Below are 14,522 nucleotides of genomic sequence, written 5' to 3'. Positions count from 1 at the left end.
GGTGGGCGCTCACTGGACCTGCACCCAGGTGGCGACGGACGGAATGTTCTCGCCGTTGTCGACGAAGAGCATGTACCAGTCCGGCGGCAGCAGGTTGGCGTTGTCGGGAACACTCACCGTTACCTTGCCGTTCGCCTGGCTGACCAGGGGGAGGGCCACCGAGCGCTGCTCGGTGTCGGTCACGTGCGTGTAGGCGCCCGGACGGATCAGGCGGACCTTGGAAACCTCCTGGGAGACGCCCAGATCGATTGTGGTGCCACGGGTGACCGAGGTCGGCGCGGTCTTAATGACCGGCCGCTCACCCTGGTACATGTAGGGCGGACTGTAGATCTCGATCCGGGTCTCGAAGAAGTTGTCGTCGCTCAGCGGATTGGAACCGAAAACCGCCACCCGGCCGTCGGGCATCAGTAGATAGCTCGAGTGGTAGTCCCGGCCGACGAGCGGGTCGGCGGCTGTGGTGAAGGTGTTCGTGTCCGGGTGGTAGATCTCCGCCGTCTGGGTGTCCTTCTGGCGGTAGGCGGTGGAGCCGCCGGAGACGAGCACGGTGTCGTCCGGCAGGACGACGACGCCGGGGTACCGCTTCGCGACAGTGGTGTTCGGCCCCGGGACGTAATGGGGATTCGGGTCGTCCAGGTCGACGATCGCGGTGCGGGCGGTGGCCACCTGGGTGTCGCCGACGCCGCCGCCGGCGACGAACATCACCCGCTGTTCCTGGGCCGGCGGCAGCATCACCGTTCCGGCGGTCTCGTTGATCTCCGGCTGAGGCAGGCCCGGAACCGCCTGGAACGTACCGTCGGCGAGGCTCCAGAATCCGGGCTGGCGGGCTTCCAGCGAGGCCGGCCCGTAACCGGCGTTCGCGCCGGAGAAGAACAGCCGGCCGTCCCCGGCGAGCAGCAGCGACGGGTAGGTCGGGAACTCCTTGACCAGCCCCTCGTTGTGGTTCCACGTCCGGTTCGCCTGGTCGAACCACTCCGTGTTGCCTGGGTCGATGTCGCCCTTCTCGTTCAGGCCGGAGACCGCGACCACCTGGCCGCTGGCCAGCGTGACCAGGGTCGGGTACCACCTGGCGAAGTTCAGGTCGCCGGTCTTCTCGTACCGCTCCGTCTGCGGATTGAACGTGTAGCTGTCCTTCAGCCCCTGGTACTCCTGCTTCTTGCCGTCCGGCGAGTCCTGGGCGAGGACCTCGTACTTCTTCGTGCCGCCGGCGATGAGCAGCTCACCGCTCGGAAGAAACGCCTGGCCGGCGCAGAAGACGTCCCACGGCGTGTAGACCTGCTCGAAGGTGTTGGCGGTCGGGTCCCACAGCAGGGTCTCGAAGCGCTTGGCGTCGAAGTTGGCCTGGTTGTTTCCCGAACCGGCCAGCAGCAGAATCTTCCCGGTCCGCAGCAGCGCCGCGTGGATGGAGCGCGAACCGGGGTCGGCGACGATGTCCCAGCGGCCGTACTGACGCATGTAGTCCGGCTGGTGCGAGCGCCAGGTGTCGTACTTGTCGGTCGCCCAGGCGCTGAGGAACGGGCCGTTCCCGGCCACGATGACAATGGCTAGGCAGCAGACCTGGACCACTCGCCACCGACGCGGCCCGCTGATTATTTTCATCGTCCCATCAGATTCTCGTCATGGCCATCAGCCGATCTCTTCCAACAGGCCGTCGAGTGACACCCGCCGGCGGCGGGGATGCAGGGTCATCGTGACGTCCTCGGTGTAGTGCGGAACGCCGGCGGGGGAGCGGCCCTCCCGGGCGAGCGCCGCCCGCCGGGCGGCGAGGACCTCCTCCGGCGACCCCTGCCGGGAACGGAGAGTCACGACCGTGTCCTGATCGACGTCGTCGGGGTTAGCCGAGTCACGGCGCAGCCCGGCGGCGGCCAGGACGGCGCCGACGACCGGCCGGGACGTCCGGACCGTGTCCTCAGGAGTGCCGGTGCCGGGGCTGTTGGCGTCGGCGGCGGCGACGATGGCCGCGATCCTCGGCTTCTCCGTACGCACGGTGTCGTCGCTGAACCAGCCCGGGTCCCGCGGCCGCGACTGCTCGGCATCCTCGCCGCCCTCCGCGCCGCCGCGGGCGCCGACGGGCTCGAGGCCGGTCAGCGTCGGATCGTCGCGCTCCCACCCGGCCCGCCCGGTGCCGGCGTGCTCCGGGGAGCCTGCCGGCCTGGCACGCCGCCGCCCGGGTGCGGCGGGACGTCCCGGCTGGGCGGGCCGAGGCTGGTTCGGGCGTGCCGGCCGTACCGGGTGCGGCTGGGTGAGCGGCGGCGCCGGCGGGGGAACAGGCGGAACCGTCCGCTCGGTGCCGGGTGCCTCCGGGAGCGGCGTGCCGACGGTCGCCGGGTCGACGTCGGACGGCCTGGCACCGAATCCCTTCCCGCCGGGTCCCCTTCCGCCGGGCCCGTTCCCGCCGGCCCTGTTCCCACTGGCGCTCCCTGCGCCGATCGCCCCCATGACGGTCGTGTCCGCGGCGCTCGGGTCGAGGGTGGACGTCTCGGCCGTGGCCGGGTCGACGCCGCCGCGACCGGCGGGGATGCGGTCGGCGTGGCGCTGGGCGCCGGGGCGGGCGTCGGCCGGTGCGCGGTCGCCGGCGCGCTGCGGCGGGATGTGGGCGGCCGGCAACGGGTTGGGAGCGACCGCCCGCCGCGGGGCCAGGATCGGCTCGATCAGCCACAGCCCGATGGGAATCAGGCAGGTGATGATCGACAGCGAGGCCCAGACCATGTTCGCCGGGTACAGGTGACCGAAGACCGCGGCTCCGGCCACGGATCCGCCCGAGACCGCCGCCCAGAACAGGTGCTTGCGGAAGGTCATCAGGCGGTCCGGGCTGGCCGCGTTCCCCTTGGGGGTGACCACGAAGCCGAGCTTGCGGCGGGTGAGCGCGCCGACGAAGGCCGTCGAGTAGAAGGGCGTGCACAGCACGGACACGAAGATCCCGCTCATGCCCGCGCTGCCCTTCTCCTCGTGCGGGCTGATGTTGAACCGCCGCAGCCAGAAGTAGAGCAGCATCCGCGCGACGAACACGTCGACGTAGAGCGCCAGCCAGAACGAGACGTTGACGAGGACGCCGGTCGAGCCGAGCGCCATGTAGAGCACGGTGAGCAGGTTGCCGACGATCCAGGTGATCGCGACGGTGGGGTAGTGCACCATCAGCGTCAGGTAGTGCAGGCGCGGTCCCCAGCTCAGCGCCTTCAGCCGCCGCGGGGCCTCGGTGACCATCACCTCGTTGGCGCCCCGCGCCCACCGCAGCTGCTGGCTGAAGAAGTCCGTCCAGTTCGCCGGGCCCTCGCCCACGGCGACCACGTCCGGGGTGTAGACCGACGTCCAGCGGTGCCCGGTGACCTCGTTGAACGCGCCGTGCACGGCGAAGGATGTCGCCAGGTCCTCGGTGATCGAGTCCTGGAACCCGCCGATCTGATCCCAGGTGGACACCCGGTAGGCGTGGTTGGTACCCACGAACATGCCGGCCGCGAAGCGGTTCGCGGCCCGCTGGATCACCGAGTGGAACATGTAGTTCTGGGCCTCGGCGCCCCGGGTCAGATAGTGCCGGAAGTTCCCGTAGACCTGCGGGCCGACCACGAAGGCCACATTCGGGTCGCGGAAGTACCCGAGCATCCGGTCGGCGAAGTTCGGCAGCGGGATGTGATCCGGGTCGACGGAGAGCACGACGTCGTACTTGTGGCCGTTCGCGTCAAGCCACGAGTTGTGGTTGCCGTGCTTGGTCTTGGCGCGGAACCGTCCCTTCGGCGTGTTCCACTTCTCCACGCCCTTGCGGGAGAAGTGGTGCACGCCGGTCTCCCGGCACATTGCCTTCACCGCCGGGTCGTTGCCCTCGTCAAGCAGCCAGACGTCGATCTGCTCGCTGTACTGAATGTTGCGGGCGGCGATCAGGGTGTCGCGGACGATGTCGACGGGTTCCTTGGACGGCACGATCGTCGTGGTGAACGCCACTCGAAGTCCCGGGGGTGGCAGCACCGGCACCGGGTCGCGCATGATCACTGATGACCAGCACAGGATGATGGAGCTGAGCAGGCGGATGCCCTCGGTCACCACGATCAGCCAGAACATGATGTGGTTCCCGACGGCCACCGCCGTCGGTATGTATTTCGTGCTGGGATAGTGCTGGGGCTGGAGAAGCCAGACGAAGAACAACGACGACAGGCCCAGTGTCGCGATGAGCAGCGGCATGACCTGCCAGAGCACACGACCTGCCATGATGCGCCGGTACTCGACGTGGTGCACCGCACCTTCGGCCGGGCGCGTCAACGGCCCGGCGAGCGTCGAGAAGGTCGCGTAGTCGTATGCCACTGCTGTCCCAAACGGTCGTCGCGGAGATGGTGCCGAACGGATCCTGGGTGAACCTGTGGAATTCGGCGCGGGACTCCGCGGTCAGGTCAGGATGTGTCGCGGTCGGGGCTGCGGTCGGGGTCGCCTTCACGCTCCGGGCTGAGCTCGTGGTCGGGTGCGCGGCCCGCCGGAGGGGAAGCGGCGTCTGTGGGCCGGGATACGTCGCCGCCGGGTCGTGTGCTTCGCTCTAACACCAGCCGGGCGCATCCCGCGACCAGGATGACGGCTCCGGCCGCCAGAATGACCCAGAGACCGAACGCGGTTCCGTGGGTCGCCGCCGGATTCTCGGTCTGGAAGGTTCCGATTCGGAGCCGTTCGAGCTTGCGGGCCACCGGTTCAGCGGTCTGCAGCGCGGTGAGCGGAATGATGACCATCACCAGGCCGGCGACCGGGATCAGTCGGCGCAGCCAGATGTTCTCCTCGGCCGGTGGGATCAGGACGAGCAGAGTAACGACCACCCCGACCGCGAAGACAAGCTGCCCCGCCGGCGCGAGCTCCCAACCCGTCTGGTTCACGACGAGGAGATCGGCGCCCCGGTCGGCGAGGGTCGCGTGGGTCCAGGGACGGAACGACGCGAGTGCGGCGATCACACCGGCGAGCGAGCACACCGGTCCAGTCGCGGTGACGAGCCGGAAGCGGAGAGTTCTCGCCTCTGCCCCGCTCGGCCGCGGCCTTGCCGGTGAATCCGCCTCCATTGATGTATCCCGCCCTCGAGGAACACGAAGTGCTTGCCGTCAATCGGCCGTCATCGTACATACCGCCGCTGTGGGCCCTGGCTCGTGGTGCTTTACGGGCCATGATTGCGCGCCTCTCACGTAACGGTTCACCGTGTCGTGTGCGTCAGCTCTTCATTACAGTGACGTGAGTGTCGGGCTCTCGGGTTTCCTCTGCTACGAAGGCTCGAAGGTGGCGGACAGTCGCCCATCGGCCACACTGCTCGCGCACGCCGGAGCGTCAATTATTCGGCCGGAGTTGTTCGCGTGCGTGCTACTTGGCCTGCCTGGAGCGCGACGACGTCTGTGCGTAGCCAGCCGCCGCGCCTTCGTGGCCGTCCCGAATCAACGTGCGGCACCCGGTGAACCTCGACACCAACGAGGGTGCCCGAACGGTGGTCGGGATCACCGAGCCCGATCGACGCGCGGGTCGGGACGAACAGGGGAACGGCCCGCGCGGTGTCGTCGACGTCTACGACGGTGCCGCCGACGCGCACGGCGCAGCCCCGGCGGGTGCTCGTGTGCCACTCGTCACGGTGGGCCCCGGAACGAGTCGGGCGGCAGGGACGTCAAGGCACGAACTGTGGCACGGTTGGGCGCAGGGACGAGAGAAGAGGGACTGCCGTGCGAGAAGCAGTGATCGTGGAGGCGGTGCGCACGCCGATCGGGAAGCGCAACGGCTCCCTGGCGGGCGTGCACCCGGTGGAGCTGGGCGCCCTGGTGCTCAACGAGCTCGTCAACCGGACCGGGATCGATCCCGCGCTCGTCGACGACGTCCAGTGGGGGTGCGTGACCCAGCTCGGTGACCAGTCGAGCAACGTCGGCCGGTACACCGTCCTCGCCGCCGGCTGGCCCGAGAGCGTTCCCGGGGTCACCGTGAACCGGGCGTGCGGATCGAGCCAGCAGGCGCTCGACCACGCCGCGTTCGCCGTCATGTCCGGCCAGCAGGACCTCGTCGTGGCCGGCGGTGTCGAGTCGATGAGCCGCATCCCGATGGGTGCCACCCGGCAGATGGGCGAGCCCTACGGGCCGAGCGCCAAGGCACGCTACGACGGCACCGACTTCAACCAGATCGTCGGCGCCGAGCGGATCGCGCGGCGGTGGGGCTTCTCCCGCCAGCAGCTGGACGAGTTCTCCTCGCTGAGCCACGAGCGCGCGGCCGCGGCGATCGACGCCGGCGCCTTCGAGCAGCAGATCGTCGCCGTCCCGACCGAGTCCGGCCCGTTCACCGTCGACGAGGGCCTGCGGCGCGGCACGACGCCGGAGAAGCTCGCCGGGCTCAAGCCCGTCACCGGCGAGGACGGCCTGCTGCATGCCGGAAGCTCCTCCCAGATCTCCGACGGCGCCGCCGCGCTGCTCGTGACCACCCCCGAGAAGGCGCGCGAGCTGGGCCTGCGACCGATCGTGCGCTACCGCAGCGGCGCGGTCGTCGGCTCCGACCCGTTGCTCGTCCTGAGCGGGCCGATCCCGGCGACGGAGAAGGTGCTCGCCCGGGCCGGGCTCTCCATCGGCGACATCGGCGCGTTCGAGGTCAACGAGGCCTTCGCCTCCGTCCCGCTGGCCTGGCTGGCGGACACCGGCGCCGACCCGAAGGTCCTCAACCCGCTGGGCGGCGCCATCGCGGTCGGGCATCCCCTGGGTGCCTCGGGCGCGATCCTGATGACCCGCCTCGCCCACCACATGCGCGACAACGGCATCCGGTACGGGCTGCAGACCATGTGCGAAGGCGGTGGCACCGCCAACGCCGCGATCGTGGAACTCGTCGCTGACTGACCAGCCGCTCCCGGAGGATCCCCGACCCCGATCCGCCGGAGTGAATCCCGTCGCCGAGGCGCTTTACCGGACCATCCGGCAGCGTCGGGACGTCCGCGGGCAGTTCACCGGGGAGCCGCTCGGGCCCGGCGTGCTGCACCGTGTGCTGGCCGCGGCGCACGCGGCGCCCAGCGTCGGCCTCAGCCAGCCGTGGGACTTCATCGTCGTGGCGAACGCCGCGACGAAGGCGGCGCTGCACGCCCACGTCCAGCACGAGCGGCAGGTGTTCGCCGCCACGCTCAGCGGCGAGCGGGCCGAGCGGTTCGCGGAGATCAAGATCGACGGCGTGCTGGAGTCGACGCTCTCGCTGGCCGTCACCTACGACGCGTCCCGCGGCGCCCCGGCCGTCCTCGGCCGGCACGCCATCGCCGACGCCGGCCTGTACTCGGTGTGCCTGGCGATCGAGAACCTCTGGTTGGCGGCGACGGCGGAAGGGCTCGGCGTCGGATGGGTGTCCTTCTACCAGGAGGCTTTCGTCCGCGAGCTGCTCGGCCTGCCGGCGGGCCTGCGTCCGGTGGCCTGGCTCTGCCTCGGACCGGTGACCCACCTGGAGTCCACCCCCGACCTTGAGCGCCACGGCTGGGCCCACCGCCGCCCCCTGGACGCCGTCGTCCACCACGAGCACTGGACGCCCTCCCCCACCGAAGCCGAGGCAACGGTCGGGAACGGAACCGGCCCCCCGGACTGACCGGAGCGCACACCGCGACCGGAGCCGCCACCCGGAGCCGCCACCCCGGGGGCGGGGCCCGGGAAGGAGTCACCAACCCGCCACGCAACTCCGGGTGGGGTGGGGCTAGCGAGTGGGGAACCGGGCTGGGATTCGGGTCGGGGTCGTGCGCGGCTCGGGCACCGGCGGGTACGGGGGGCGGTAGGCGGGGTCGATCTGCGTGGTGAGGTCGGTGCCGGCGGACCTGTTCGCCCAGGCGCGGGCGTTGCGGCGGTGGATCTCGTGCATCTGCACCACGAACCGTTCCGGGTCGCGCACGGTCCGGTCGACCAGGCCCTGCAGCGTGGCCAGGGATGACCTGGTCTCCGGGTCGAGGTCGTCGAGGTGGAACGGCCGGCCCTGCTCCAGGGCGCGGACGGGCGGGCAGTGGCGGAAGCAGGCGCGCAGGTCCGCGCCGAGGTGCTCGCGCAGGAACGCGACATCCGAGTCATCGGAGATCTTGTTGCCCACGGCCGACACGGTGATCTCGTAGTCCGCCGCGTACTCCCGGTACTGGTCGTGGACGGCGACCGCCTTCCGGGTCGGCTCGCAGACCAGGAAGGTGTGGTCGAAGCGGGTGAACAGCCCGGACGCGAACGCGTCGGCCCCCGCCGTCATGTCGACGACGACGTACTCGCCGGCGCCGTCCACCAGGTGGTTCAGCAGCAGCTCGACCGCGCCGAGCTTCGAGTGGAAGCACGCGACGCCGAGGTCGTCCTCGGTGAACGCGCCGGTCGCGAGTAGCCGGACACCGTCGACGTCCACGCCGAAACGCTCCCACAGCGGGTTGTCGTCACCCGTCCGCAGCAGCCGCGACCCGGGACCGGGCGGTGTCGTCTTGACCATCATCCCGGCCGACGGGATGCGCGGGTTGCTGCCACGCAGGTAGTCCTTGATCACGTCGAGGTGTTCACCCATCGGCGGCGCCGTGGCCTCCTCGCCGCCCGCTCCGCCGAGCGCCGCACCGAGGTGCTGGTTGATGTCGGCGTCGATGGCCAGGACGGGATGACCTCGCGCGGCGAGGTGGCGGCACAGCAGGGCCGAGAGCGTGGTCTTTCCGCTCCCGCCCTTACCGACAAAGGCGATCTTCATGGTGGCTGTCTCCGAGGTCGTGGCGGCGGTGCCGCGATCAGAGCGGCATCATAACCGTTATCGTTTTCGATAATCTGGAGGCCGGGCCGCCGGGTGACAACGCGGACGCGCCGGCACGCGGACGGGCCGTGAGGCACGGGTGCGGGGAGTGCCCGGCTCGCTCCCGGGCCGATGGTCTGGCCCGTGCCGGTGGCCCCGGTGCCGCGCGGCTGCCCCGCGCGCGGCTGCCCTCCGCATGGCTGCCCTGCGCGGGCGGCGTGGGATACCGCCGATGAAAGCATTATCCTCGGGAAGATCCCGCGATGTTTCGGCGTGGCGAATTTGTTCAATTTCTTTTTCGGTAAACGGAAAGTTTTCTTCGTTACCTGTCGTTTACCGGGTGAAGCGTCGCTGTGACATGCGCCCGCCAATAATCTATGCGGGTTCGCCGGAATTCGGCCTACTCCGGTCGGCGCGCGGCCGAGAAAATCGGGCTGTCGGGCGCGGGTGCACCGCGGTCGGCGGCCGCCGTCCTGTTCGGCTGATTGGAGAGGATATCATCATGCCATTCGTGATCACCTCCGCGTGCATCGATGTCAAGGACGGCGCGTGCCTGGGTGGCGGATGCCCGGCCGACTGCATCTACGAGGGAAACCGCAAGATGTACATAAACCCCGATGAATGCACCGAGTGCGGGGCGTGTGCGGTCGCCTGCCCGGTCGGGGCGGCGATGATCGACGAGATGGTCCCGGACGAGGAGCAGGATTTCATCAAGAGCGAGGAGCTGTTCTTCTCCGAGGTCCTGCCCGGCCGGGACGAGCCGCTCGGCGAGCCGGGCGGTGCCGCTGAGGTCGGCAAGATCAATGCTGACTCGGAATTCGTCGCCGCGTACAAGAAGTAGATATCGCGGCGGGTGGAGGGGCACCTCGCCACGAGGCCACGCCGGCGGGTGATCGCTGCCGGCCTCCAGACAGATGCGCCTGGTCCGCTCCCTGGTCGATACTCCGACCAGGGAGAAGCAGCGCCGTGAAGCCGTGCTTGCGATGCCCGTCCGTGGCCGAGGGGCGGCGTGCCACCACGGTGAGCGGACGCCGCAGCGATCGTCTGGGGGATCATTGGTGGAACGGTCACGCCGGTCGGGGCGGTCGTGGTGAGACCACCCAGCCAGGACGCGCTCTGGGAGGCCGTCACCAGCCGCAACGAGGGCATTCTTGCCACGATCGGCGAGACCGGGCTGCCCCACCTCTCGAACGTCTACTACGTTGCCGACGCCGAGCGCCGGCTGGTCCGTGTCTCGACGACGGGCGTCCGGGTCAAGGGCCGCAACCTGCTCCGTGACCCCAGGGCCGTGCTGCACGTGCCCGGCGGCGACTTCTTCAATTTCGCCGTCGCGGAGGGCGAGGTCACGCTGGCGATCCCGAGCGCGCCGGGCGATGAGGCGACGGACGAGCTGTACGCCGTGCACTCGGTCTTCAACGGGGCGGCGGAGCGGCCGGCGTTCGACCACCAGATGCTCGAGGCAAGCCGCATGGTCATGCGGCTTGAGGTGAACCGCCTGTACGGCCTGCTGCACCGGGCCTGACGGGCCCGCCTCGTGGACGACTGGCAGGTCGGGGAGGCGCCGGGAGATGGAGGAACGTCCGTGGACGACTTCGAGGTGAGCTTCGAGGTGAGCAAAGACGTCGAGGCCATCAAGCGGTTGAAGGCCCGTTACTTCCGGCTGCTCGACACGAAGGACTGGGACGGCCTGCGCGGGCTCTTCACCGACGACCTGGTGGTCGACACCACCGGGTCGGGCGGCGGGGTGATCGTCGGTGTCGACGCGTTCGTCGGTTTCGTCAGCTCTCATCTTTCCGACGCGGTCACCGTCCACCACGGTCACACCCCGGAGATCACACTGACCTCGCCGTCGGAAGCCACCGGCATCTGGGCCATGGAGGACCGGATCTGGTTCGCGAACGGCCACGCGATGACCGGTTTCGGTCACTACCACGAGACCTACGCGAAGATTGACGGCTCCTGGCGGATCGCCTCCTCGACGCTGACCCGCCTCCGCGTCGACATGACCGGACCTGCCACCGCCTGACGGAAATCGACCCCCCGCGAACGCGGGTCGTGGTATTCCCGTCGGCAAGGTCAGGGATAACGGGGCAGGTTAACCTACGGTGCCGGTCGGGCCGCCTCGGACCAGCCCCGGTCGCGCAACGCCTCCCAGGCAATGCGGACGTGGGTGCTGGTGAAAATCCTGTCCTTACGAGGGCTCCACTCCCGGACGAGCCGGCCGGCCGTGGTCAGGTCGGGTCGATGTGCCGGGTGAGGAGGGTGCGGGCGTCGCGGGCTACGCCGATCATGCCGCGGCGTGCGGCGCGGTCGGCGACGTCGCGCAGGTCGTCGAGGTCCACGGGGTCGCCGGCGAGCGAGGCGAGCTCCGCGGCGAACAGGCGGCAGCGCAGCAGCGCGCCGACGCCCTGCGCGCGGGTGGCGACCTCCACGGCGGTGCGCAGGTGCCCCCGCGCGGCCGGAAGGTCGCCGTCCAGCGCGGCCAGCCGGGCGAGGGCCAGCGCGACCGTGCCGACGAAGCCGCACTGGCCGATGTTCGCGACGCAGTGCGCGACGGGTGTCAACCGCGCGGTCAGTGTGCTGACCTGTGAGCGCAGGCCGAGGTCCGCGACCGCGTGGGCGAGCATCGTCAGCCGCGCGTGGGTGGTCCAGGTGACCGGCTCGACCTGCGCGATCTCCGCGGCGAGCAGCTTGTCGGCCCCAGGGTCGCCGCGGGCGACCGCGGTCAGCGCCGGCGCCCACGGGACGAACGGGCTGATCGGCACCGGCTCGTCCGGATCGTCCAGCCGGCCCTGCTCCCAGCACAGAGCGAGCAGCGCGAGGTGGTACACGCCGCTCTCGTAGAGCTCGGTCTCCCGGTGCAGGGCGAAGGCGTGGTGGTAGATCTCCGCCGCCGTGGAGAGGTCGTCGTCCCGCCACAGCGCCAGTGAGCCCTGCGCCCAGCGGAACTGCACCCGGCTGGCCGGCAGCCGCAGCAGGTCGCTGCCGAGCGCGCCGAGCCGGACGTGCTCGGCGGACCCCGGGTCGCCCAGCGCCGTCTTCGCCAGGTAGAGCAGCCCGTGCGCGATCACCTCGTCGATCTGCGCGCTGGCGTGCGGGACGGTGGCCAGCCGGTTGAGTAGCTCGACGGACTCCGCGGCCCGTTCGGCGATGCCGGAGAACGCCAGCGCCCGGCTGAGTAGCGCGTCGGCCAGGGCCTCGTCGTCACCGATGCGTTCGGCCAGCTCGATCGCCCGGCGGCCGAGCAGGTCGGGGACGGAGCCGTCCGGGTCGTAGGCGCTGCCGACGGCGAGCGCGGCCAGCACCCGCACATGCGCGGCCGGGTCGGCGGCGACAAGGGTCTCCAGGCCGGCGAGGCGCGCCAGCAGCGGTGCCGGGTCGTCGCCGTAGACGGCCCAGGGCCAGGATCCGCTGGTCCGTAGCAGCGTGGCGGCCAGCCGGCCGGCCGAGTCGAGCCGCCCGCGGCGCACCGCGTCGAGCAGGCCGGCGTCGACGACGTCGAGCACCGTCTGGCCCCGCCCGGCGCGGGCGAGCGCGCTGACCCGCGCGACGAGCACCTCGTCCCGGTCGATGTCGAGATCACCGGCGCTCCGGTCGAGGACGTCCAGCGCCTGCCCCCACCAGTGCGCGGCGGCTTCCGACTGCCAGCGGCGCTCCGCGTCGAGGGCGGCGGCGCGGCAGGCGTCGAACACGTCGGTGGACTCGGCCAGCGGCCAGGCGGCGGCGAGATGCGCGGCCCGGCGGGAGAGCGCCTCGCCCCCGGCGGAGCCTCCGCCGGAGCCTCCGTTGACTGGGCCACCGTCCACCAGGCCGAGGGCCTCGGCCACCCGCAGGTGCAGCCGCTGGCGGCGCAGGCTGGAGATCCCGGCGACGACCTCGTCGCGCAGCAGCGCGTGCGCGAACATGTACCGCCCGGTGCCGGCGGCCTGGACGATCACATGTTCGTCCGAGGCCTCGTCCAGCAGGTCGGCGAGCTCGTCGCGATCGAGCCGGGTCACCTTGCCGAGCAGGTCGATGTCCAGGACGTCGCCGATGACGGCGGCAGCGCGCAGCACCTGGAGCACCGCCGGATCGAGGACGGCGAGCCGCTGCCCGAGCACCGAGCGCACGGCGACGGGTACCTTTCCGCCGGCGCGGTCCTCGGCGGGCAGGCGGGCGTACTCGCAGACGAAGAACGGGTTCCCGCTGGTCCGGTCGGCCAGCTCGGCGGCTTCGGCGTCGTCGATGGCCTGGCCGCTGATCCGGTTGACCAGCTCCGACACCTCGCCCTCGGTCAGCGGTGGGACGGCCAGCCGCCGTGATCCGTGCCGGCGGGCCGCGGCGGCGAGCAGCCGGTCGAGCTCGGGGCGGCCGGTGACGTCCCTGGCGGTCACGACGAGGGCGAGCCCGGGGCACGCCCCGGCGTCGGAGAGGTGGGTGAGCAGCCGCAGGCTCGCGGTGTCCGCCCAGTGGACGTCCTCGGCCACCACCAGCAGCGGACGGGTCCGCGCGGCCTCGGAGAGCGCGTCGAGCACCCGGCCGTAGACGACGAACCGGGCCGCGTCAGCGTCGGCGCCGCTCGGTGGGGTCAGCAGATCGTCGGGGTCGGCGCCGAGGTCACGTAGCAGTTGGCGCACCGGCCACCAGGGCGGGACGGCGTCGTCGTCGGGGCACCCAGTCCGCGAGACCGCCCCGCCGGCCCGGTGCCAGCCGGCGGCGGCCTCCTCGGCGAGCCGGCTCTTGCCGATGCCCGCGGGGCCGGTGAGAACCACCCAGCGGACGGGCCCGGTCATCGCCTCGGACAGCACCGAGTCGAGCACGGCGATCTCGCGCACCCGGCCGACGAGCTCCCCGTACCGGGCTCCCGGCGTTCCCTCGCCTTCGGACGCCCCGCTGCCGGCCATGGTGGTCGGGGCGGCGGGGCGGGCCGCGCCGACGGCGATCGGGTTGGCGGCGATCGGGTTGGCGGGGTTGGCCGCGGCGGCGGTGGTGGCTGGGCCGGTGGAAGCGTTGGCTGGGCCGGTGGGAGCTGCCGGGGTGGTGGGAGTGGCTCGGTCGGCGGTGCGGGGGGAGGCTGGCCAGGAATCCAGCGCCGGGTCCTGGCGCAGGATGGCGCCCTGCAGGTCGCGCAGCGCCGGGCTGGCCTCCAGACCGAGCTCGTCGGCCAGCCGCCGGGCGTGGTCGCGGAAGGCGTCGAGGGCCTCGGCCGCGCGCCCCGCCCGGTAGAGCGCGATCATGTGCAGGTGGCAGGCGCGTTCCGCTAGCGGGGCGTCGTGCACCAGCTGGCGGGAGCGCAGCACCGCGGCGGTGATCCGCCCGGAGCCGAGCAGGCCGACGACCGCGCTCCGCTCGCACTGCGCCCACCGCTCGTCGACCGCGTTCGCCACGCCGCGCACCCACGGCTCGTCGCCGAACTCGGCGAGCAGCGGGCCCCGGCGCAGCGCCGCCGCCCGGTCGGCGGCCGCCACCGCGTCCGGCCAGTCCCCGGCGTCGGCGGCGGCCTGGGCCCGGTCGCACTCCCGCTCGAACAGCCGCAGATCCAGGTCGTTCGAGGGGACGTCCGCAAGATAGCCCGGGGTGCGGCGGACGATCGGCGAGGTGGCCCGCTCGTCGTCGCGCAGCAGCCGCCGCAGGTTGGAGATGTGCGCGTGCAGGCTGGAGAGCATGCTCGGCGGATGCTCGTCGCCCCACACGGCGCCGGCCAGGCGGTCGACGGAGACCACCCGGCCGGCATCGAGGAGCAGGGCGGCCAGCACCGCCCGCTGCTTGGGGCCGCCGAGCTGGACCGGCCGGCCGTCCCGGACGACCTCGATCGACCCGAACAGGCGGTAGTACGGCACGCCCCTCATGAT

The 14,522-nt window shown here is 71.4% G+C and carries 10 protein-coding genes; 5 read left to right on the top strand and 5 right to left on the bottom strand.

What is annotated here, in order from left to right; translation table 11 throughout:
• Nucleotides 1-9 precede the first annotated feature (9 nt).
• The 3 genes from FRANEAN1_RS35935 to FRANEAN1_RS35925 all read right to left on the bottom strand — a co-directional run bounded on the left by FRANEAN1_RS35935 (nt 10) and on the right by FRANEAN1_RS35925 (nt 4,937).
• Nucleotides 10-1,596, bottom strand: a complete 1,587-nt coding sequence (locus tag FRANEAN1_RS35935; RefSeq protein ID WP_347176900.1) for a galactose oxidase-like domain-containing protein — start codon at nt 1,594-1,596, stop codon at nt 10-12.
• A 27-nt stretch (nt 1,597-1,623) separates the two neighbouring features.
• On the bottom strand, nt 1,624-4,290 hold the full coding sequence (locus tag FRANEAN1_RS35930) for a glycosyltransferase family 2 protein (protein WP_020464574.1): 2,667 nt from the start codon (nt 4,288-4,290) through the stop codon (nt 1,624-1,626).
• A gap of 86 nt (nt 4,291-4,376) precedes the next feature.
• Complete coding sequence (locus tag FRANEAN1_RS35925) at nt 4,377-4,937, bottom strand: Trp biosynthesis-associated membrane protein (protein WP_041255176.1); 561 nt, start codon at nt 4,935-4,937, stop codon at nt 4,377-4,379.
• 729 nt (nt 4,938-5,666) lie between these two features.
• On the opposite strand from FRANEAN1_RS35925, the gene FRANEAN1_RS35915 reads away from it, so the two are divergent.
• Nucleotides 5,667-6,815 carry an acetyl-CoA C-acyltransferase gene (locus FRANEAN1_RS35915; protein ID WP_041255173.1) on the top strand — a complete coding sequence of 383 codons (1,149 nt, stop codon included), beginning with the start codon at nt 5,667-5,669 and terminating at the stop codon, nt 6,813-6,815.
• Nucleotides 6,816-6,855: 40 nt separating this feature from the next.
• A complete protein-coding gene (gene bluB / locus FRANEAN1_RS35910) occupies nt 6,856-7,542 on the top strand; it encodes a 5,6-dimethylbenzimidazole synthase (RefSeq protein ID WP_020464571.1) in 687 nt (228 codons plus the stop codon).
• 105 nt (nt 7,543-7,647) lie between these two features.
• Here bluB and FRANEAN1_RS35905 read toward each other — a convergent pair whose 3' ends face one another.
• Nucleotides 7,648-8,652 carry an AAA family ATPase gene (locus tag FRANEAN1_RS35905; protein WP_020464570.1) on the bottom strand — a complete coding sequence of 335 codons (1,005 nt, stop codon included), beginning with the start codon at nt 8,650-8,652 and terminating at the stop codon, nt 7,648-7,650.
• A 541-nt stretch (nt 8,653-9,193) separates the two neighbouring features.
• On the opposite strand from FRANEAN1_RS35905, the gene FRANEAN1_RS35900 reads away from it, so the two are divergent.
• The 3 genes from FRANEAN1_RS35900 (at nt 9,194) to FRANEAN1_RS35890 (ending at nt 10,717) form a co-directional block, all read left to right on the top strand.
• Entirely contained in the window at nt 9,194-9,532 is a 339-nt protein-coding gene (locus FRANEAN1_RS35900) for a 4Fe-4S binding protein (RefSeq protein WP_020464569.1), read from the top strand.
• A 249-nt stretch (nt 9,533-9,781) separates the two neighbouring features.
• Complete coding sequence (locus FRANEAN1_RS35895) at nt 9,782-10,213, top strand: TIGR03618 family F420-dependent PPOX class oxidoreductase (protein ID WP_198145429.1); 432 nt, start codon at nt 9,782-9,784, stop codon at nt 10,211-10,213.
• Between the two features lie 60 nt (nt 10,214-10,273).
• Nucleotides 10,274-10,717: a nuclear transport factor 2 family protein gene (locus tag FRANEAN1_RS35890; RefSeq protein WP_020464567.1), complete on the top strand. Its 444-nt coding sequence runs from the start codon at nt 10,274-10,276 to the stop codon at nt 10,715-10,717.
• Between the two features lie 205 nt (nt 10,718-10,922).
• On the opposite strand, the gene FRANEAN1_RS35885 is transcribed toward FRANEAN1_RS35890, so the two are convergent.
• The gene (locus FRANEAN1_RS35885) at nt 10,923-14,519 is read right to left on the bottom strand and encodes a BTAD domain-containing putative transcriptional regulator (protein ID WP_020464566.1); all 3,597 of its coding nucleotides are present in this window, start codon (nt 14,517-14,519) and stop codon (nt 10,923-10,925) included.
• Nucleotides 14,520-14,522 lie beyond the last annotated feature (3 nt).

This window comes from Parafrankia sp. EAN1pec (assembly GCF_000018005.1).
GTDB classification, from domain to species: Bacteria; Actinomycetota; Actinomycetes; order Frankiales; family Frankiaceae; genus Parafrankia; species Parafrankia soli.
This window is presented reverse-complemented; position numbering and strand designations above follow the sequence as displayed.

Excerpts from the sequence above, each read along its gene's own strand:
- FRANEAN1_RS35885 (WP_020464566.1), bottom strand. The coding sequence starts at position 14,519 with ATGAGGGGCGTGCCGTACTACCGCCTGTTCGGGTCGATCGAGGTCGTC.
- FRANEAN1_RS35905 (WP_020464570.1), bottom strand. The coding sequence starts at position 8,652 with ATGAAGATCGCCTTTGTCGGTAAGGGCGGGAGCGGAAAGACCACGCTC.
- FRANEAN1_RS35935 (WP_347176900.1), bottom strand. The coding sequence starts at position 1,596 with ATGAAAATAATCAGCGGGCCGCGTCGGTGGCGAGTGGTCCAGGTCTGC.
- FRANEAN1_RS35900 (WP_020464569.1), top strand. The coding sequence starts at position 9,194 with ATGCCATTCGTGATCACCTCCGCGTGCATCGATGTCAAGGACGGCGCG.